This is a genomic window from Klebsiella sp. CN_Kp088, assembly GCF_040064335.1.
Taxonomy (GTDB): domain Bacteria; phylum Pseudomonadota; class Gammaproteobacteria; order Enterobacterales; family Enterobacteriaceae; genus Klebsiella; species Klebsiella aerogenes.
The window spans coordinates 26,173-47,696 of sequence record NZ_JBEAIQ010000018.1 but is presented as its reverse complement, the minus strand read 5'-3'; the positions used below and the strand labels follow the sequence as shown (position 1 = coordinate 47,696).

Sequence of the window (21,524 nt, the reverse complement as noted above, 5' to 3'; positions counted from 1 at the left end):
TCACGTCGTCGTCAAGCCACCAATTGTCTTAATAGTTTACTGGCTGTGACATTTAAGCGGGTCATCATTTCACTTTCTTTACTTTTTATTCACATCCTGCGCGGAATTCACTGGGACTGGCGCCGGTGCATTTTTTAAAGACTCGCGAAAAATAGAGCTGATCTTCGAAGCCAACGTTGCGGCCGACGCTGGCAATCGGCATCCGGGTGGTACTCAACAGCAGTTTGGCCTGGCTAATTCGCTGATCTTCCCGCCAGCCAAGTACGCTTATCCCCAACTGCTGGCGAAACAGATGCGACAAACGAGAAGGCGACAAACAGACGTGCTGGGCGACGCTGGCGATATCGAAATGGCTGTCCGCCAGATGGTCGCTGATGTACTGACAGGCGTCGCGCACCCGGTTATCCAGCGGCGGATGCAGCGATTCGTTAATCGCCTCCATGCGCCGCAGTAGCAACTGTTCCAGCAGGTTAATCGCCAGCAGTTCGGAATAGCGCCCCGCCCCCTGCCCGGCGTCAACGATCTGCCCGAACAGTTCGCCAAACCGCGCCTGCCATTGCTCATCCGGGCGGAAAAAACCGGTATGGGCGAAGATCGTCGGCCAGTTGAGCCATTCATGCCAGTAGGCGCGTGGGCGGAAATAGACCCACTGGTGATACCACTCGCTGGCGTCGGGATGGCGACCATAGTGGTGAATCTCCCCCGGCGGAAACAGCAGCATATCGCCGGGACGACAGACGAACTGCTCGCCGTGGTTGTTGATCACCCCCTCGCCGCGGATCGTCAGGTTGAGAATATAGCCTTTCATGCCCAGCGGGCGGTCGATAAAGAAATCGAGATATCCCTGCGCCTCAATCGGCGTCAGGCCGGTGACCAGATGGGCGTTAAAGGAGTAGCCCGGCAGCAGCGGATCGTTTTGCGTTTCGGCCATAAGCGTCGTTCTCCACGAGTTTTTTGACACCAATTGTCCATATTCATCATTTTATCGCCATCCACGCTGTTTCGACTGCGATACCGGTGGGAATTTAGACAAAAACCCGCACGGCTAGCGAAAAAAGCGCTACCAGCACGCATTCCGCGTTGATCCAGCGCATAACAAAAGTGTCTATAAATACGGCAGGAAAGTCCACATCGAATATTTGCACGGCGTCACACTTTGCAAGGTGACAGCAATATAATCCATAAGATTAGCGAATACGGCCTGACGGATTTGGCCGGGGATATCTACTGTTGCTGCATGAATGATTTCAGCATGGAGTAACAAGATGGCAATTGCGATTGGCCTCGATTTTGGTAGTGACTCAGTACGCGCGCTGGCGGTGGAATGCGCTACCGGCGCGGAACTGGCCGCGAGCGTAGAGTGGTATCCACGCTGGCAGGAAGGGCTGTTCTGCGATGGGCCGAATAACCGCTTCCGCCATCACCCGCGTGATTACATTGAATCCATGGAATCAGCGCTGAAAAGCGTACTGGCGGCATTAAGCGCTGAACAACGGGCGACGGTGGTCGGTATCGGCGTCGACAGCACCGGCTCAACCCCGGCGCCGATTGATGCAGACGGAAACGTGCTGGCGCTGCGCGAAGAATTCGCTGACAACCCGAACGCCATGTTCGTGCTGTGGAAAGATCACACCGCGGTGGAAGAGGCGGAGGCCATCACCCGCCTGTGCCACGCGCCGGGTAAAGAAGACTACTCGCGCTATATCGGCGGCATCTACTCCAGCGAATGGTTCTGGGCCAAGATCCTTCACGTCACTCGCGAAGATAGCGCCGTCGCGCAGGCCGCGGCGTCGTGGATTGAGCTTTGTGACTGGGTACCCGCCCTGCTTTCCGGCACCACCCGTCCGCAGGATATCCGTCGCGGTCGCTGTAGCGCCGGGCACAAATCGTTGTGGCACGAAAGCTGGGGTGGACTGCCGCCCGCCAGTTTCTTCGACGAACTCGACCCGATTATTAACCGCCACCTTACCTGGCCACTATTCCGCGACACCTGGACCGCGGATCTCCCCGTCGGCAACCTGACCGCCGAATGGGCGCAGCGCCTCGGTCTGCCGGAAACGGTGGTCATTTCCGGCGGCGCCTTCGATTGCCATATGGGCGCGGTCGGCGCCGGCGCGCAGCCTAACGCGTTGGTTAAAGTGATCGGCACCTCCACCTGCGACATTCTGATCGCCGATAAACAGAGCGTGGGCAACCGCACGGTGAAAGGTATCTGCGGCCAGGTGGACGGCAGCGTGGTGCCGGATTTCATCGGTATGGAGGCCGGTCAGTCGGCATTCGGCGATATCTATGCCTGGTTTGGCCGCATTCTCGGCTGGCCACTGGAACAGCTGGCCCAACAGCACCCTGAATTGCGCGAGCCAATCAAAGCCAGTCAAAAACAGCTGCTGCCTGCGCTCACCGAAGCCTGGGCCAATAATCCCTCCCTCGATCACCTGCCGGTGGTGCTGGACTGGTTCAACGGCCGCCGCACGCCAAACGCCAACCAGCGGCTGAAAGGCGTTATTACCGATTTAAATCTGGCCACCGACGCCCCGGCATTGTTCGGCGGTTTGATTGCCGCCACCGCCTTCGGCGCTCGCGCCATTATGGAGTGCTTCACCGGGCAGGGCATTCCGGTGAATAACGTGATGGCGCTCGGCGGCATCGCGCGCAAGAACCAGGTCATCATGCAGGCCTGCTGCGACGTCCTGAACCGCCCGCTGCAGATTGTCGCCTCCGATCAATGCTGCGCGTTGGGCGCCGCCATCTTCGCCGCCGTCGCCGCGGGCGTCTATCCGGATATCCCTGCCGCGCAGCGCAACATGGCAAGCGAGGTGGAAAACACCCTGCAGCCGCGCGCGCAACAGGCGCAACGTTTCGAACAACTGTATCAGCGCTACCAGCAGTGGTCGGCTAGCGCGGAACAACACTATCTCCCTTCGGCTGCAAAGGCGGAAAACGCCCCGCAATCTCCGGCAGCGCTCACCCATTAAGGATACGAAAATGACGATTTTTGATAACTATGAAGTATGGTTCGTAATTGGTAGCCAGCACCTGTATGGCCAGGAGACCCTACGCCAGGTGACGAAACATGCCGAACATGTGGTGAATAGCCTTAATGCGGAAGCAAAACTGCCGTGCAAGCTGGTGCTGAAACCACTCGGCACCACGCCGGATGAAATCACGCATATTTGCCGCGACGCCAACTACGATGATAAATGCGCCGGATTAGTGGTCTGGCTGCACACCTTCTCGCCGGCGAAAATGTGGATTAACGGCCTGACGCTCCTCAACAAGCCGCTGCTGCAATTCCATACCCAATTCAACGCCTCCCTGCCATGGGACAGCATTGATATGGACTTTATGAACCTCAACCAGACCGCGCACGGCGGCCGCGAATTCGGCTTTATCGGCGCGCGCATGCGTCAGCAGCACAGCGTCGTCACCGGCCACTGGCAGGATAAAGAAGCGCACCAGCGAATCGGCGCGTGGATGCGCCAGGCGGTTTCTAAGCAGGATACCCGTCATCTGAAAGTGTGCCGCTTTGGCGATAACATGCGCGAAGTGGCGGTAACCGACGGTGATAAAGTGGCGGCGCAGATTAAGTTCGGCTTCTCGGTCAACACCTGGGCGGTCGGCGATCTGGTGCAGGTGGTGAATAGCATCAGCGACGGCGATATCAACGCGCTGGTCGATGAGTACGAAAGCAGCTACCGCCTGACGCCAGCGGCGCAGGTGCACGGCGATAAACGCCAGAACGTGCTGGACGCCGCGCGCATCGAACTGGGGATGAAACGCTTCCTTGAGCAAGGCGGTTTCCACGCCTTTACCACCACCTTTGAAGACCTTCACGGCCTGAAACAGCTGCCGGGTCTCGCCGTACAGCGCCTGATGCAGCAGGGCTACGGCTTTGCCGGCGAAGGCGACTGGAAAACCGCCGCTCTGCTACGCATCATGAAAGTGATGTCGACCGGTCTGCAGGGCGGCACCTCCTTTATGGAGGATTACACCTATCACTTCGACAACGGCAACGATCTGGTGCTGGGCTCGCACATGCTGGAAGTGTGCCCGACTATCGCTACCGCCGAGAAGCCGATCCTCGACGTCCAGCCGCTGGGCATTGGCGGTAAGGCCGATCCGGCCCGTCTGATCTTCAACACCCAAACCGGCCCGGCGATCGTCGCCAGCCTGATTGATTTAGGCGATCGTTTCCGCCTGCTGGTCAACACCATCGAAACCGTCGCGACGCCGCACGATCTGCCGAAGCTGCCGGTGGCCAACGCGCTGTGGCAGGCGCAACCGGATCTGCGTACCGCCTCGGAAGCCTGGATCATCGCCGGCGGCGCGCACCATACCGTCTTCAGCCATGCGCTAACCCTCGACGATATGCGCCAGTTTGCCGAGCTGCAGGATATTGAACTGACCGTCATCGACAACGACACCCGCCTGCCGTCGTTCAAAGACGCGCTGCGCTGGAATGAAGTCTATTACGGTAGCAAACGCTAAGCGCACAAGCATAATGCCCGATGACAATCCGCTCATCGGGCAGGGAGAACAAGATGTTAGAAGATCTCAAACGCCAGGTGCTGGAGGCCAACTTAGCGCTACCGCAGCATAATCTGGTGACCTTAACCTGGGGTAACGTCAGCGCCGTCGATCGTGACAAAGGGGTATTGGTTATTAAACCCTCCGGCGTGGATTACGGCCTGATGACCGCTGACGACATGGTCGTCGTCAGCCTGGAAACCGGTGAAGTGGTGGAAGGCAACAAAAAGCCCTCTTCCGATACGCCGACCCATCGCCTGCTGTATCAGGCGTTTCCGACGCTTGGCGGGATTGTGCATACCCATTCGCGCCACGCCACCATCTGGGCGCAGGCCGGACAATCTATTCCGGCGACCGGCACCACCCACGCAGACTATTTTTATGGCCCGGTCCCCTGCACCCGGTTGATGACCGATGCGGAGATCAACGGCGAATATGAGTGGGAAACCGGCAATGTGATTGTCGAAACCTTCCGTCAGCAGGGAATCGATCCGGCGCAAATGCCCGGCGTGCTGGTGCATTCCCACGGCCCATTTGCCTGGGGTAAAAACGCCGAAGACGCGGTACACAATGCCATCGTGCTGGAGGAGATCGCCTATATGGGGATCTTCTGCCGCCAGCTGGCGCCGCAGTTGCCGGATATGCAGCAGACGCTGCTCGATAAGCACTATCTGCGTAAGCACGGGGCCAAAGCCTACTACGGCCAATAACGGCCGCTGGTTGGGCCATGTTGTAGAAACTGTTGTCGGTTTACAACTGTTTTGGTCCGGGAAAAACGTGTGTTTTGTGTTAATTCAGAGCACATTGCGCTCCCGGTTAATTTTTCTGCGTTATGTCTCTCATGGCGCAGGGAGCGCACAGAGGGCGGCCAGTCGCCGCCGCCCTCTGTACTCCCAGGCTCTGGCCGCCAAAATCGCCACTTCGTGGTGCCTTCGACTTATCCCTGCAGGCTTCGGGTCGGGCCGAGGCAGCGTCCTTGCAAATCACGGCCCTCAGCCCGCATCCATGCGGGCTGCCCCGGCCTTCCGGGAACGTCTCAGCGATTTTGAGGCCACCAACACCGGCAGTATCAGCCAGCATGGTGAATAGAACCGTAGGCCGGATAAGGCGCAGCCGCCATCCGGCGCAAAGCGGCACCTGATCCACGGATATTGCCCGGCGGCGCTGCGCTTGCGCGGCCCTACAGATCACATGCCGGGCGTAGCCCGGATGAGGCGCAAGCAGAAATCCGGGGCAACCGCGGCGCTGAATACCTGTATAAAACCCCAGCACCCATCGTGAAACCAGGCTATAATCAGGCCTGGTTTTTTATCGTTGAGAGCACGCGTGACGCAGCCGCAAGCAGGATTTTTACTCACCCGTCACTGGCGGGATACCCCGCAGGGAACGGAACTGGCCTTCTGGCTGGCGACCGATAACGGCCCGCTGCAGGTCACGCTGCCGCCGCAGGAATCCGTCGCGTTTATTCCTGAAGCGCAGCGCTCGCAGGCTGAACGTCTGCTGCAGGGTGAAAACGGCTATCGTCTGGCCCAGCTCGCGCTAATAGATTTCCATCGCCAGCCGGTTTTCGGCCTGTACTGCCGCGGCCATCGCCAGCTGATGCGGCTGGAAAAAAAGCTACGTGAAAACGGCGTCACCGTTTACGAAGGCGATATCCGCCCGCCGGAGCGTTACCTGATGGAGCGCTTTATCACCGCCCCGGTTTGGGTAGAAGGCGAAACGCGCGGTTCGCAGCTGGTTAACGCGCGCATGAAACCGCATCCGGACTATCGCCCGCCGCTGAAATGGGTCTCGCTGGATATCGAAACCAGCCGCCACGGCGAGCTCTACTGCATCGGCCTGGAAGGCTGCGGCCAGCGGGTGGTCTACATGCTGGGCCCCGAGCCCGCTACGCCGCCGGATGTGGGCTTCAGCCTGGTCTACGTTGCCAGCCGTCCGCTGCTGCTGGAAAAGCTCAACGCCTGGTTTGCCGAACACGATCCCGACGTGCTGATCGGCTGGAACGTGGTGCAGTTCGATCTGCGGGTCCTGCAAAAACACGCCGAGCGCTACCGCATCCCGCTGCTGCTCGGCCGCGGCAATAGCGAGCTGGAGTGGCGCGAGCACGGTTTTAAGAACGGCGTCTTTTTCGCCCAGGCCAACGGCCGGCTGATTATCGATGGCATCGAAGCGCTAAAATCGGCGTTCTGGAACTTCTCCTCATTTTCACTCGAGGCCGTCGCCCGCGAGCTGCTGGGCGAAGGTAAAGCTATCGACAACCCGTGGGATCGGATGGACGAAATCGATCGCCGCTTTCATGAAGATAAACCGGCGCTGGCGACCTATAACCTACAGGATTGCGAGCTGGTGACACGGATCTTTCACAAGACGGAGATCATGCCGTTTCTGCTCGAACGGGCGACGGTCAACGGTCTGCCCGCCGATCGCCACGGCGGATCGGTCGCCGCCTTCAGCCATCTCTATTTCCCGCGCATGCACCGCCTGGGTTACGTGGCGCCGAATCTCGGCGAAGTTCCCCCGCAGGCCAGTCCCGGCGGCTACGTCATGGACTCCCGCCCCGGCCTGTATGACTCGGTACTGGTGCTGGACTACAAAAGCCTGTATCCGTCGATCATCCGCACCTTTTTAATCGATCCGGTCGGCCTGGTTGAAGGGCTGGCGCAGCCCGATGACCGCCACAGCACCGAAGGATTTCTCGGCGCCCGCTTCTCGCGCGAAAAGCACTGCCTGCCAGGCATCGTCGGGCAGATCTGGCACGGCCGCGATGAAGCCAAGCGTCAGCATAATAAGCCGCTGTCGCAGGCGCTGAAGATCATCATGAACGCCTTTTACGGCGTGCTGGGGACCAGCGCCTGCCGCTTTTTCGATCCACGGCTGGCGTCGTCGATCACCATGCGCGGCCACGCGATCATGCGCCAGACCAAAGCGCTGATTGAAGCCCAGGGCTATGACGTTATCTACGGCGATACCGACTCCACCTTCGTCTGGCTCAAGCGCCCGCATAGCGAAGCGCAGGCGGCGGAAATCGGCCGCAAGCTGGTTGCCTATGTCAACGACTGGTGGGCGCAGGAACTGGGTAAAAGCCAACTGACCAGCGCGCTGGAGCTGGAGTATGAAACCCACTTTTGCCGCTTTTTAATGCCGACGATCCGCGGCGCCGATACCGGCAGTAAAAAACGTTATGCCGGGATGATTCAGGAAGGCGATGCCCAGCGCATGGTGTTCAAGGGGCTGGAGACGGTACGCACCGACTGGACGCCGCTGGCCCAGCAGTTTCAACAGGAGCTGTATCTACGCATCTTCCGCCATCAGCCGTATCAGGATTATGTGCGGGAGACTATCGCCAGGCTGATGAACGGCGAGCTCGATGAGCAACTGGTTTATCGCAAGCGCCTGCGCCGACCGCTGGCAGAGTATCAACGTAACGTGCCGCCGCACGTGCGCGCCGCGAGGCTGGCGGATGAACACAACGTGAAGCTTGGACGGGCGCAGCAGTATCAGCAGCGCGGCACCATTAAATATGTCTGGACTACCGGCGGCCCGGAGCCGGTGGATTACCAGCAGTCGCCGCTCGATTACGATCACTATCTGTCAAAGCAATTGCAGCCGGTGGCGGAAGGAATCCTTCCCTTCGTCAACGACGACTTTGCTACAATAGTGACAGGGCAACTGGGGCTATTTTGACAGGTGACTAACACCGCGGCATCCAGTACCATAGCGCCCTTTCCATTCCTGGACCCAATTTTGATTCCTCAGCGTAACTATGCTGAGGATGCACTATTGCCTGCAATTAAAGAACAAAGAGCCGAACACATATGCCTTTTACACTTGGTCAACGCTGGATTAGCGATACAGAGAGCGAACTAGGACTAGGGACAGTGGTAGCGCTGGATGCGCGCATGGTCACTCTCCTTTTCCCCGCCATCGGCGAAAACCGTCTGTACTCTCGCAACGATTCCCCGATTACCCGCGTGATGTTTAACCCGGGTGATACCATTACCAGCCACGAAGGCTGGCAGCTCCACGTTGACGAAGTAAATGAAGAAAATGGGCTGCTGTCCTACACCGGCACCCGCCTGGATACGCAAGAAGAACATGTTACCCTGCGCGAAGTCCTGCTCGACAGTAAGCTCGCCTTCAGCAAGCCGCAGGACCGCCTGTTCGCCGGGCAAATCGACCGGATGGACCGCTTTGCCCTGCGCTACCGCGCGCGTAAGTTCCAGAGCGAACAGTACCGCATGCCGTGGAGCGGCCTGCGCGGCCAGCGCACCAGCCTGATCCCGCACCAGTTAAATATTGCCCACGACGTAGGCCGTCGTCACGCGCCGCGCGTTCTGCTGGCCGATGAAGTGGGCTTAGGTAAAACCATCGAAGCCGGGATGATCCTCCACCAGCAGCTGCTCTCCGGCGCCGCCGAGCGCGTGCTGATCGTGGTCCCGGAAACCCTCCAGCACCAATGGCTGGTGGAAATGCTGCGCCGCTTCAACCTGCGCTTCTCGCTGTTCGACGACGAACGCTATGCCGAAGCGCAGCACGACGCCTACAACCCGTTCGAAACCGAACAGCTGGTGATCTGCTCCTTAGACTTCGTACGCCGCAGCAAGCAGCGCCTGGAGCACCTGTGCGACGCCGAGTGGGACCTGATGGTGGTCGATGAAGCGCACCACCTGGTGTGGAGCGAAGAGGCGCCGAGCCGTGAATATCAGGCCATTGAACAGCTGGCCGAACGCGTGCCGGGCATCCTGTTGTTGACCGCGACGCCGGAACAGCTGGGCATGGAGAGCCACTTTGCGCGCCTGCGTCTGCTGGATCCAAACCGCTTCCACGATTTTGAACAGTTTGTTGAAGAACAACAAAACTATCGCCCGGTCGCCGACGCCGTCGCCCTGCTGCTGGCGGGCAACAAGCTGAACGATAATGAACTCAATACCCTTGGCGATCTGATCGGCGAGCAGGACATCGAGCCGCTGCTGCAGGCTGCCAACAGCGATCGTGAAGATGCTCAGGCCGCGCGTCAGGAGCTGGTTTCAATGCTGATGGACCGCCACGGCACCAGCCGCGTGCTGTTCCGTAACACCCGTAACGGCGTGAAAGGTTTCCCGAAACGCGAGCTGCACACTATTCGCCTGCCGCTACCTACCCAATACCAGACGGCCATCAAGGTCTCCGGTATTATGGGCGCACGCAAAACCGCGGAAGAGCGCGCGCGCGATATGCTTTATCCGGAGCAGATCTATCAGGAGTTTGAAGGCGATACCGGCACCTGGTGGAACTTCGATCCGCGCGTCGAATGGCTGATGGGTTACCTGACCAGCCACCGTTCGCAGAAAGTGCTGGTGATTTGCGCCAAGGCCGCTACCGCGCTGCAGCTGGAGCAGGTACTGCGCGAGCGTGAAGGTATCCGCGCCGCGGTATTCCATGAAGGCATGTCGATTATCGAACGCGACCGCGCCGCGGCGTGGTTTGCCGAAGAAGACACCGGCGCGCAGGTGCTGCTGTGTTCCGAAATCGGCTCCGAAGGGCGTAACTTCCAGTTCGCCAGCAACCTGGTGATGTTCGACCTGCCGTTTAACCCGGATCTGCTGGAGCAGCGTATTGGCCGTCTCGACCGTATCGGCCAGGCGCACGATATCCAGATCCACGTGCCGTATCTGGAAAAAACCGCGCAGTCAGTGCTGGTGCGCTGGTATCACGAAGGGCTCGACGCCTTCGAACATACCTGCCCGACCGGCCGTACCGTCTACGACAGCGTCCATGATGAGCTGATAAACTACCTTGCCGCGCCAGAATCCACCGATGGCTTCGACGATCTGATCAAATCCTGCCGCCAGCAGCATGAAGCGCTGAAAGCGCAGCTGGAACAGGGCCGCGACCGTCTGCTGGAGATCCACTCCAACGGCGGTGAAAAAGCGCAGGCTCTGGCGGAGAGCATCGAAGAGCAGGATGACGATACCAGCCTGATCGCCTTCTCGATGAACCTGTTTGATATCGTCGGCATCAACCAGGATGACCGCGGCGAAAACCTGATCGTCCTGACCCCGTCCGATCATATGCTGGTGCCGGATTTCCCGGGCCTGCCGGAAGATGGCTGCACCATTACCTTCGAGCGTGACGTGGCGCTGTCGCGTGAAGACGCGCAGTTCATCACCTGGGAACACCCGCTGATTCGCAACGGTCTGGATCTGATCCTCTCCGGCGATACCGGCAGCAGCACCATTTCGCTGCTGAAGAACAAGGCGCTGCCGGTTGGCACACTGCTGCTGGAGCTAATCTACGTTGTCGAAGCGCAGGCGCCGAAGCAATTACAGCTTAACCGCTTCCTGCCGGCGACCCCGGTTCGCATGCTGCTGGATAAAAACGGCAACAACCTCGCCGCGCAGGTGGAGTTCGAAAGCTTCAACCGCCAGCTGAGCGCGGTCAACCGCCATACCGGTAGCAAACTGGTCAACGCGGTGCAGCAGGACGTTCACGCGATTCTGCAGCAGGGCGAAGCACAGATAGCCAAAGCGGCGCAGGCGCTGATCGACGCGGCGCGTAACGAAGCCGATGATAAACTGACGGCGGAACTGTCGCGTCTCGAAGCGCTGAAAGCGGTGAACCCGAACATCCGTGACGACGAACTGGCGGCGATTGAAAGCAACCGCCAGCAGGTGATGGATGCGCTGGCGCAGGCCGGGTGGCGTCTGGACGCGCTGCGTCTGATCGTCGTCACTCACCAGTAACGGAACGCGAAAATGGCGATGGAAAACTACAATCCGCCGCAGGATCCCTGGCTGGTGATTCTGTATCAGGATGAGCACATTATGGTGGTCAACAAGCCGAGCGGCTTGTTGTCCGTGCCCGGCAGGCTGGAGGAGCATAAGGATAGCGTGATGACGCGTATCCAGCGCGATTTTCCGCAGGCCGAATCGGTGCATCGCCTGGATATGGCTACCAGCGGCGTGATTGTGGTGGCGCTGAATAAGGCCGCCGAGCGTGAACTAAAGCGTCAGTTCCGCGAGCGCGAGCCGAAAAAGCAGTACGTCGCCCGCGTCTGGGGTCATCCGCTGCCTGCGGAAGGTCTGGTGGATTTACCGCTAATTTGCGACTGGCCGAACCGGCCAAAGCAGAAGGTGTGTTACGAAACCGGCAAAGCGGCGCAAACCGAATATGAAGTGCTGGAGTACGCGGAGGACAACACCGCCCGCGTGCGCCTGAAGCCGATTACCGGGCGCTCGCATCAGCTTCGCGTGCATATGCTGGCGTTAGGGCATCCGATCCTCGGCGACCGCTTTTACGCCACGCCGGAGGCGCTGGCGATGGCCCCGCGCCTGCTACTGCACGCCGAAACGTTAACCATCACCCATCCAGCCTACGGCAACGCGATGACCTTCCGCGCGCCGATCGACTTTTAAGTCATTATCCGGACGCCCCCGGTTGCGCTACGCCGCCGGGGAAATCGCTAACGCTAACGCGATTAATCGCGGGCGAACCACGCATCAATCATCTGTTCAACGCGAGCGACCACCAGCCCGGTGTCGTGACGACGGCTGCGCGCGCAGGCGTGGGCCGGTTCATCGCACAGCAGGCAGCGGCGCATCGCTTCGCCCTGCGCCTGGCGGCTAATCAGCCCCGCTTGCGGACAAATGACATCGATATCCCACAGGCGACCCAGCGGATGATTCTGTTCCAGTTCGCTGCATAGCGCTTTGATCTCTGCCGCGGAGTGCTCAACGCACCACATCGCTTCCGGGCCGGTAGGCAGCCACAACACCTGGCGGTCGATCGTTTTCCAACGCTGCTGCCACAGAAGTTGGTCACAGGCCTGCAGCGCAACACCCATCATATTGCGATAGCGAATACTGTCTTTTACCGCCCCTGGCGTTACCAGGGTGAGAGAAATGACCGGTTGTTGATAATGGTTGAGCCAGTCTTGTTGACGGGCTGCGCGCTGCTCTTTCGCCGCCAGCAGATTTTCCATGCTGACGCCCGCCCGGGCGGGAGTATGCACTGACATTCTTTCCTCTCCTTTAATGATCAAAAAGGCAGCTCGGAGCTGCCGTCGCTATCGCGGATAACGCCGCCTATTGTATCGCTAATTGCACAGAATTTAGGGCGCAGGACAAAGAAATTTTCTTCGTCCTGCGGAGGGAAATGGCAGTTTTTGCTATTAGCGCAGCACTAAATCACGATAAGAAATGACTTAAGAACAGCAGCCCTAACGACACATTAATCGCACCGCCGATACGGGTGGCTATCTGGGCGAAGGGCATCAGGTTCATACGGTTGCCGGAAGTCAGGATGGCGACGTCGCCGGTGCCGCCCTGCCCGCTCTGGCAACAGGAGACAATCGCCACGTCGACCGGATGCATCCCCATTTTTTTGCCGACAAAGAACCCGGTGGCCACCAGCGCCGACACGGTGCAAACAATGACCAGCAGGTTGGTCAGCGTGAAGGCGTTTACCAGCTCCTGCCACGGGGTAATCGCCACGCCAACGGCAAACAGAATCGGGTAAGTCACCGCGGTACGGAAGAATTTATACACCACCTGCGAGCCCTCCTGCAGACGCGGCGAAACGACATTCGCCAGCTTCAGCAGCACCGCGAGGAACAACATGCCAACCGGCGCCGGCAGGCCAATCAATTTGTGCCCCAGCATGCCCATCATATACAGCAGCACCGCCAGCAGCGCGCCAGAGGCCAGCGTCGCCACATCCGTTTTACCGCCAAATCCTTCGCTTTCGCTCAGGCTGCGGGTTTCATTACTGCGGTTCGGCATTAGCTGGCCTTCGCCGGTCAGATGCGGGAAGCGTTTACCAAGCTGGTTCAGACAGCCGGCGATGACAATCGCCGTCAGGCTGCCCAGCATCACCATCGGCAGCACGCGTCCCAGCGCAACGCCCTGATCCATATGCATCAGCGCCGCATAGCCAATCGACAGCGGGATCGCCCCCTCGCCCACGCCGCCGGCCATAATCGGCAGCACGATAAAGAAGAAGACCTGGAACGGATCCATCCCCAACAGACTGCCAACTCCCACGCCGACCAACATACCGACAACTTCGCCGCACAGCATCGGCAGGAAGATCTTCAGGAACCCCTGAATCAACGTGGTACGGTTCATGCTCATAATGCTGCCAACGATAATGCAGCAGATGTAGAGATAAAGAATATTGGTCGATTTATAGAATTTGGTGGTGGATTCAACCACCACATCCGGCAGCAGGCCGTAATGGACCAGCGCGGAAGGAATAAAGGTGGCGCAAATCGCCGCCGCGCCAAGCTTACCAAGTACCGGCAGGCGCTTGCCGAACTCGCCGCAGGCAAAACCGAAGAAGGCCAGCGTCGCCACCATCACCACGATATCGCTCGGCAGCTTGCCGCCAAGGCAGTCCAGCGCGATAAGACCGCCGGCCAACAAAAATAGCGGCAGCGGGATAATCCCCACTTTCCAGCTATCCATCACGTGCCACCAGCGCTGCTTCAGCGAGGCCTTCGGTTTGTTAATAGGTTCAAGGGTTGCAGAGAATGCGTTGTCTGTGGTGCTCATAAATTCAGCCCTGTAGTTATTATTCCTGTTCAGGGTAGAGGGGGGAGCACGGCGTTAATGTGAGAAAAGGCAGATTAAAAAAGAAGTTTTAATGGTCATTATGGTTTTTATGGTTTCTATTGACTCTAGTGATATATATCTAATTTCTTAGCGTGGTTTTTATGGTTTTTTTAATAACCGGATAATTACCCTTTATAAATAGGTGCCAGTAGATAAATTGTCCCTCTGGCCGCTGACGATATCGTTGCCGCATCTCAAATACTGTGCGCATAACTATGAAAGTTTCATTTCAATTTAAGCTGTTCATCTCCCTGGTGGCCTTTTTCTCCATCTTATTCGCTCTGCTTGGCGTTTATTATTATCTCGACGCCAGCCGCCAGCTGTATCAGGAAATGAGCGCCAGGGCGAAAATTCAGGCCGAAGAGATTGCGTTGATGCCCAATCTGCGCCAGCAGGTTAGCCTGCACGACCCGCAGGCTATCGGCGCTTTCATGAAGCAAATCGCCGTCCACAGCGACGCCAGCTTTATCGTCATCGGTGATGATAAAGGCGTTCACCTGTTTCATTCCGTCCACCCGGAATGGGTCGGCACGCGCTTAGTGGGTGGCGATAACCAGGCGGTGCTGGAAGGCAAAACTATCACCACCATCCGTAAAGGCGGTTTGGGCGTCTCGCTACGCAGTAAAACGCCCATTGTCGATGATAACGGGAGGGTGATTGGCATTGTCTCCGTCGGCTATCTGACCAGCTATCTCGACAGCATTACCGTGCAAAAGGTGGTGAATATTTTTGTCGCCGCCATTCTGTTGCTGATCGCCCTGTTTATCTTCTCCTGGTATTTTACCCGCAGTATTAAAAAACAGATTTTTTCGCTGGAGCCGCGCGAAATTGGCCTGCTGGTACGCCAGCAAAAAGCGATGATGGAATCGATTTTCGAAGGAGTTATCGTTATCGACAGCCAGCGACGGATTGAGGTGATTAACCACGCCGCCCGCAGCCTGCTGGGGCTTAAGCAGCCCGCGCATCTGCTGCGCGGCAAATCGATTGATAGCGTGATCGCCCCGCAGCCGTTCTTCGCCAGCGGCGCAATGCTGGCGAATGATACTCATGATGAACTGTGTCGCTTTAACCAGTTGACGGTACTCGCCAGCCGGGTGCGCATCATGCTGGAAAACTCGCTGCAGGGTTGGGTGATCACCTTCCGCGACCGCGATGAAATTAACGCCCTCACCGCTCAGCTAAGCCAGGTGAAACGCTATGTCGATAACCTGCGCATTATGCGCCACGAACAGCTCAACCGCATGACCACGCTCTCCGGCCTGCTGCATATGGGCCACTACGACGAAGCCATTCGCTATATACAGGCGCAATCGGAGCATGCCCAGGAGCTACTGGACTTCATCTCCTCGCGTTTCCGATCGCCGACGCTATGCGGCCTACTGCTGGGTAAAGCCACCCGCGCCTATGAAAAAGGCGTTGAACTGAGCTTTGATCCGGCCTGCCGTATCGATCGCCCGCTGTCGTCGCTGATGGAGTCGGAACTTATTTCGATCATCGGCAATCTGCTGGATAACGCCATTGAAGCCACGCAACGCGCCGAACTACCGCACGAGCCGGTCGAGGTACTGATTCAACTCAATGCCCGCGAGCTGATGATTGAGGTGGCCGACCGCGGTGTCGGTATCCGCCCGGATATCCGCGAGCGTATTTTTGAACGTGGAGTGACGACGAAAACCCGTGGCGATCACGGTATTGGTCTGTATCTTATTGAACATTATGTGACTCAGGCTGGCGGCACGATTGAAGTCGCCGATAATGCGCCGCGCGGAACGATATTTACTCTGTTTATTCCCGCCGACCCGCCAGCCCATCCGCAACCGGAGACCAACGATGCATCATGATCTGGTCGATGTGCTGATCATCGAAGATGAAAACGAGCTGGCCCGCCTGCACGCCGAGCTCATTCAGAAACACCCGCGCATGCGGCTGGCGGGAACGGCCGCCTCGCTTTCCCAGGCGCGGCAGATGCTCAACGCCAGGCCGCCGCAGCTGGTCCTGCTGGATAATTATCTGCCGGACGGCAAAGGCGTTACGCTGATGACCGACCCGCTTCTGGCCAACGCCAATTGTTCGGTCATTTTCATCACCGCCGCCAGCGATATGGAAACCTGCAGCCAGGCGATACGCAATGGCGCCTTCGACTACATTCTCAAGCCGGTCTCATGGAAACGGCTGAGCCAGTCGCTGGAGCGCTTTATTCAGTTTTATGACCAGCAGCGGGAATGGAAAATCGTCGATCAGCAAAACGTTGATTCCCTGTATCAGCTGCAGGCCAAAAATTTTCGCGCCGATAACGGCAGCAAGGGCATCGAGGAAAAGACCCTGGCGCTGGTGCAAAATTTATTTCATGGCCGCGAAACGCACTGCTTTTCAGTGGACGAAGTGGTCAACGAAACCGGACTGAGCAAGACCACTGCCCGTCGTTATCTCGAGCACTGCGTAGAAGTGAGTTTTCTGGAAGTGGAAATGCTGTACGGTAAGATTGGCCACCCGCGGCGGATGTATCGCCGCGCGCAGGGTGCGAACTAAGGCCTCTCCCCGCAGGAGAAGCCTTACAGGATTCAGAAGCCGCGCTGCTCTTTGATGAGCTCCCAGGCTTTCTGGATCTCCTGCGCTTTCTGCTTCGCCATTTCCATCATCTCCGGCGGCAGCCCTTTGGCCACCAGCTTGTCCGGATGATGCTCACTCATTAATTTACGATAGGCGCGCTTGACGGTTGTGGCATCATCGGTCGGTTTCACGCCGAGCACGTTACAAGCGTCTTCAAGGGTCGGGCCGCGCTGCGCCTGTTGCCAGCCGCCATTGCCGCCGCGCTGACCATAGGATTGCTGTTGCGAGCCGCCGCCGAACTGCGCGCCGCCCTGCATCATACGCAGGAACTGCTCGAACTGCGCGCGCGAGATACCGAGCTCGTCGGCGATAACAAACAATACTTCGCGCTCATTGGGATGTAATTCGCCGTCGGCGAAGGCCGCCTGCAGCTGAATTTCCAGAAACATCCTAATTAAATCGAAGCGACCAAAGCAGACGCTGCGCAATTGACGCATTTTCTCGCGCAGCGGATAATTATCGGCCTTACCGGCGCGAAAAGCCTGCTGCGCCGCGGTGCGCGACTCGCCGTGCAGGTTCATTCGATCCATCAGCACATTCGCCACATGAATATCGGCTTCCGTGACGCGGCCTTTCGATTTAGTCAGATGCCCCATCACTTCAAACGTGGTGGAAAAGAACAGCGACTGCCGCTCCTGCTGGTTGGCAAATAAATTCAGACGACGGCTACGAGCGCGGTCAAACATATGCCCCACTAATAAGCCAAGCACCACGCCCCAGAAGCCGCCGCCCATCAATAATGCAACCGCGACACCAATCACTTTACCCAAATACTGCATAGACTCCCCAATCTTTCTGCTACCCGTTAAGCTATATATGACCGCACGTTACCAAGCGCTGACGCCACGGTCATGTGGGACATCGCCTATAATTTGCTTTATCATACTCGCCATTCTACACGGTGCCTAACGCTCAGAAACGAAACGAGCGGATAAGACTAGCGCGATTAAGATGAGTACGTTAGGCTCTGACCGTTTGCAAGCCGCTGCCACAAGATGACGGAACAACAAATAAAACGTATGAAAAAACGTATCCCCAGCCTCCTGGCCACCATGATCGCCAGCGCCTTGTATAGTCAACAGGGCATGGCCGCCGATCTCGCCACGCAATGTATGCTTGGCGTGCCAAGCTATAATCGTCCTCTCGTTGAAGGGAAGCCTAACGATCAACCGGTGACGATTGATGCCGATCATGCGAAAGGCAACTACCCCGATAATGCCGTGTTTACCGGCAACGTTGATATTAATCAGGGGAATAGTCGCCTGCAGGCCGACGAGGTACAGTTGCATCAGCAGCAGCCGGCGGGACAACCGCAGCCGGTGCGTACCGTTGATGCGCTTGGCAACGTTCATTACGACGACAACCAGGTCATTCTGAAGGGACCAAAGGCGTGGTCGAACCTGAATACCAAGGATACCAACGTCTGGAAAGGCGACTATCAGATGGTTGGCCGTCAGGGGCGCGGTACCGCCGACCTGATGAAACAACGCGGCGAAAACCGCTATACCATTCTGGAAAACGGCAGCTTTACCTCTTGTCTGCCGGGTTCTGATACCTGGAGCGTCGTCGGCAGCGAGGTTATCCATGACCGCGAAGAGCAGGTTGCCGAAATCTGGAACGCGCGCTTCAAGCTTGGCTCCGTCCCTATTTTTTATAGCCCTTATCTGCAGCTCCCGGTCGGCGATAAGCGCCGCTCCGGCTTCCTGATCCCCAACGCCAAATACAGCACTAAAAATGGCGTTGAGTTCTCGCTGCCCTATTACTGGAATATCGCGCCGAACTTCGACGCCACCATTACGCCGCACTATATGAATAAACGCGGCGGCGTAATGTGGGAAAACGAATTCCGTTATCTGACCCAGGCGGGCGCAGGTTTATTCGAATTCGATTACCTGCCTTCCGATAAAGTGTACGAAGACGATCATTCCAACGACAGCAACAGCCGCCGCTGGATGTTCTACTGGAACCACAACGCGGTTATCGATCAGGTGTGGCGTCTGAACGCCGACTACACCAAAGTCAGCGACCCGGATTACTTTAACGACTTTAGCTCTAAGTACGGCTCCAGTACCGACGGCTACGCGACGCAGAAATTCAGCGCCGGTTACGTTAACCAGAACTTTGACGCCACCGTGTCGACCAAGCAGTTCCAGGTCTTCGACCGTAGCTCAAGCAACTCCTACGCTGCTGAGCCTCAGCTCGATATTAACGCCTACCAGAATGACGTCGGTCCGTTCGATACTCATCTGTATGCGCAGGCGGTGCACTTCGTCAACACCAACGGCGATATGCCGGAAGCAACGCGCCTGCACATGGAGCCGACGATCAACCTGCCGCTGTCTAACGGCTGGGGAAGCATCAATACCGAGGCGAAGCTGCTGGCGACCCACTATCAGCAGAGTAATCTCGATCAGTACAACACCGCTAACGGTACCGATTACAAAGATTCGGTTAACCGCGTGATGCCGCAATTCAAAATCGACGGCAAAATGGTCTTCGAACGCGATATGCAGGAAGGGTATACCCAGACCCTGGAACCGCGCATGCAGTACCTGTACATCCCGTATCGCGACCAGAGCCACATTGGCGTCTACGACTCGACACTGCTGCAGTCCGACTATAGCGGCCTGTTCCGCGACCGCTCCTACAGCGGCCTTGACCGTATCGCGTCAGCTAACCAGGTCACCACCGGCGTCACATCTCGCGTATATGATGACGCGGCCGTTGAACGTTTTAATATTTCCGTTGGTCAAATCTACTATTTCACCGAGTCTCGCACCGGTGCGGACAACATCAACTGGGAGAATAACGACACCACGGGTTCACTGGTCTGGGCCGGCGATACTTACTGGCGTATCACCGATAACTGGGGTTTACGCGGGGGGATCCAGTATGATACGCGTCTGGATAACGTCGCAACCGGCAACGGAACCATTGAATACCGCCGCGACGAAAACCGCTTAGTGCAACTGAACTACCGTTACGCGAGTCCGGAATATATTCAGGCGACGCTGCCTTCGTATTCCACCGCTCAGCAGTACAAAGAAGGTATTTCTCAGGTGGGTATGACCGCCAGCTGGCCGATTGTCGATCGTTGGTCAGTGGTCGGCGCGTACTACTTCGACACCAATACCAAAAAAGCGGCTAACCAGATGTTAGGGGTGCAGTACAACTCTTGCTGCTACGCTATCCGCCTTGGCTACGAACGTAAGATCAACGGCTGGGATAACAACAACGGCGGCGAGAGCAAATACGACAACACCTTCGGTATCAACATCGAACTGCGTGGTCTGAGCTCCAACTACGGACTTGGTACCCAGCAGATGCTGCGCTCGAACATTTTGCCGTACCAGAGCTCACTGTAAGGCCTCTGGTTTAAAACGTAATCCGCATTTGCGGTTAATTGAAATGGAAAAAGTATGAAGAACTGGAAAACGCTGCTTCTCGGTATCGCCATGATCGCGAATACCAGTTTCGCCGCCCCGCAGGTGGTCGATAAAGTAGCGGCTGTCGTCAATAATGGCGTTGTTCTGGAAAGCGACGTCGATGGTCTGATGCAGTCGGTGAAGCTCAACGCTGGTCAGGCGGGACAGCAGCTGCCGGATGACGCGACCCTGCGTCATCAGATCCTTGAAAGATTGATCATGGACCAGATCGTTCTGCAAATGGGGCAGAAAATGGGCGTAAAAGTCAGCGACGATCAGCTTGATCAGGCCATCGCTAACATCGCCAAACAGAACAACATGTCGATGGATCAGATGCGTAGCCGTCTGGCCTATGAAGGCATCAACTACAACACCTACCGTAACCAGATCCGTAAAGAGATGCTGATTTCGGAAGTGCGTAACAACGAAGTGCGCCGCCGCATTACCGTGCTGCCGCAGGAAGTTGAGGCGCTGGCCAAGCAGATTGGCGATCAGAACGATGCCAGCACCGAGTTGAACCTGAGCCACATCCTGATCGCGCTGCCGGAAAACCCGACCTCCGATCAGGTTGCGGCTGCGGAAGAACAGGCGAAGTCCGTCGTTGAACAGGCCCGTAGCGGCGCTAACTTTGGCAAACTGGCTATCACCTATTCCGCTGACCAGCAGGCGCTGAAAGGCGGCCAGATGGGTTGGGGCCGTATTCAGGAGCTGCCGGGTATCTTCGCGCAGGCGCTGAGTACCGCGAAGAAAGGCGATGTTGTCGGTCCGATTCGTTCCGGCGTCGGCTTCCACATCCTGAAAGTGAACGATATGCGCGGCGGCAGCCAGAATATCTCCGTCACCGAAGTTCATGCCCGTCACATCCTGCTGAAGCCGTCGCCGATCATGAATGACGCCCAGGCCCAGGCGAAGCTGGAGCAGATTGCGGCAGACATTAAGAGCGGTAAAACGACTTTCGATAAAGCAGCGAAAGAGTTTTCTCAGGACCCGGGCTCCGCCAACCAGGGCGGTGACTTAGGCTGGGCGACGCCGGATATCTTCGATCCCGCGTTCCGCGATGCGCTGATGCGTCTGAACAAAGGCCAGACCAGCGGCCCGGTTCACTCCTCCTTCGGCTGGCACCTGATCCAACTGATGGATACCCGCAACGTCGACAGAACCGACGCCGCGCAGAAAGACCGCGCTTACCGCATGCTGATGAACCGCAAATTCTCTGAAGAAGCGGCAACCTGGATGCAGGAACAGCGCGCCAGCGCCTACGTCAAAATTCTGAGCAACTAAAGTTCTCCCCTCTCCATGTCTTTAAGGCATAGCGGGAGGGTAGACCGGTCGCCCCAGCAACGGCTGGGGTCGACTGCGCAGCCGGGCCACC

At 57.6% G+C, this 21,524-nt stretch carries 14 protein-coding genes; 10 read left to right on the top strand and 4 right to left on the bottom strand.

What is annotated here, in order from left to right; genetic code table 11:
• Positions 1-85 precede the first annotated feature (85 nt).
• Positions 86-931 (bottom strand): arabinose operon transcriptional regulator AraC, encoded by an 846-nt coding sequence (gene araC / locus ABLV08_RS09380; RefSeq protein WP_015368277.1) that lies wholly within the window; start codon positions 929-931, stop codon positions 86-88.
• 334 nt (positions 932-1,265) lie between these two features.
• On the opposite strand from araC, the gene araB reads away from it, so the two are divergent.
• From araB to rluA, 6 genes are all read left to right on the top strand, one after another.
• A complete protein-coding gene (araB, locus tag ABLV08_RS09375; protein ID WP_032709876.1) occupies positions 1,266-2,975 on the top strand; it encodes a ribulokinase in 1,710 nt (569 codons plus the stop codon).
• Positions 2,976-2,985: 10 nt separating this feature from the next.
• The gene (araA, locus tag ABLV08_RS09370) at positions 2,986-4,488 is read left to right on the top strand and encodes an L-arabinose isomerase (protein WP_015368279.1); all 1,503 of its coding nucleotides are present in this window, start codon (positions 2,986-2,988) and stop codon (positions 4,486-4,488) included.
• Between the two features lie 53 nt (positions 4,489-4,541).
• Positions 4,542-5,237: an L-ribulose-5-phosphate 4-epimerase gene (gene araD / locus ABLV08_RS09365; protein WP_015368280.1), complete on the top strand. Its 696-nt coding sequence runs from the start codon at positions 4,542-4,544 to the stop codon at positions 5,235-5,237.
• A gap of 616 nt (positions 5,238-5,853) precedes the next feature.
• On the top strand, positions 5,854-8,211 hold the full coding sequence (polB, locus tag ABLV08_RS09360; protein WP_149271478.1) for a DNA polymerase II: 2,358 nt from the start codon (positions 5,854-5,856) through the stop codon (positions 8,209-8,211).
• A 131-nt stretch (positions 8,212-8,342) separates the two neighbouring features.
• Positions 8,343-11,249 carry an RNA polymerase-associated protein RapA gene (rapA, locus tag ABLV08_RS09355; RefSeq protein ID WP_015704377.1) on the top strand — a complete coding sequence of 969 codons (2,907 nt, stop codon included), beginning with the start codon at positions 8,343-8,345 and terminating at the stop codon, positions 11,247-11,249.
• Between the two features lie 12 nt (positions 11,250-11,261).
• Positions 11,262-11,921 (top strand): bifunctional tRNA pseudouridine(32) synthase/23S rRNA pseudouridine(746) synthase RluA, encoded by a 660-nt coding sequence (gene rluA, locus ABLV08_RS09350; protein ID WP_348855777.1) that lies wholly within the window; start codon positions 11,262-11,264, stop codon positions 11,919-11,921.
• Positions 11,922-11,983: 62 nt separating this feature from the next.
• On the opposite strand, the gene citX is transcribed toward rluA, so the two are convergent.
• Positions 11,984-12,523: a citrate lyase holo-[acyl-carrier protein] synthase gene (gene citX, locus ABLV08_RS09345; protein WP_045386015.1), complete on the bottom strand. Its 540-nt coding sequence runs from the start codon at positions 12,521-12,523 to the stop codon at positions 11,984-11,986.
• A 169-nt stretch (positions 12,524-12,692) separates the two neighbouring features.
• Positions 12,693-14,057, bottom strand: coding sequence for a 2-hydroxycarboxylate transporter family protein (locus tag ABLV08_RS09340; RefSeq protein ID WP_015368284.1), 1,365 nt, complete (start codon positions 14,055-14,057; stop codon positions 12,693-12,695).
• A gap of 275 nt (positions 14,058-14,332) precedes the next feature.
• On the opposite strand from ABLV08_RS09340, the gene ABLV08_RS09335 reads away from it, so the two are divergent.
• Together ABLV08_RS09335 and ABLV08_RS09330 are read left to right on the top strand one after the other, a co-directional pair.
• Entirely contained in the window at positions 14,333-15,958 is a 1,626-nt protein-coding gene (locus tag ABLV08_RS09335) for a sensor histidine kinase (protein ID WP_032713342.1), read from the top strand.
• A complete protein-coding gene (locus ABLV08_RS09330; protein WP_045386012.1) occupies positions 15,948-16,646 on the top strand; it encodes a response regulator in 699 nt (232 codons plus the stop codon). Before ABLV08_RS09335 ends, ABLV08_RS09330 begins: the two co-directional genes overlap by 11 nt.
• 32 nt (positions 16,647-16,678) lie before the next feature.
• Here ABLV08_RS09330 and djlA read toward each other — a convergent pair whose 3' ends face one another.
• Complete coding sequence (gene djlA / locus ABLV08_RS09325) at positions 16,679-17,506, bottom strand: co-chaperone DjlA (RefSeq protein ID WP_032713340.1); 828 nt, start codon at positions 17,504-17,506, stop codon at positions 16,679-16,681.
• Between the two features lie 240 nt (positions 17,507-17,746).
• Here djlA and lptD point away from each other — a divergent pair, with 240 nt between their 5' ends.
• Together lptD and surA are read left to right on the top strand one after the other, a co-directional pair.
• Complete coding sequence (lptD, locus tag ABLV08_RS09320; RefSeq protein ID WP_032713339.1) at positions 17,747-20,092, top strand: LPS assembly protein LptD; 2,346 nt, start codon at positions 17,747-17,749, stop codon at positions 20,090-20,092.
• Between the two features lie 54 nt (positions 20,093-20,146).
• Positions 20,147-21,433 (top strand): peptidylprolyl isomerase SurA, encoded by a 1,287-nt coding sequence (gene surA / locus ABLV08_RS09315; protein WP_015368289.1) that lies wholly within the window; start codon positions 20,147-20,149, stop codon positions 21,431-21,433.
• Positions 21,434-21,524: the final 91 nt, after the last annotated feature.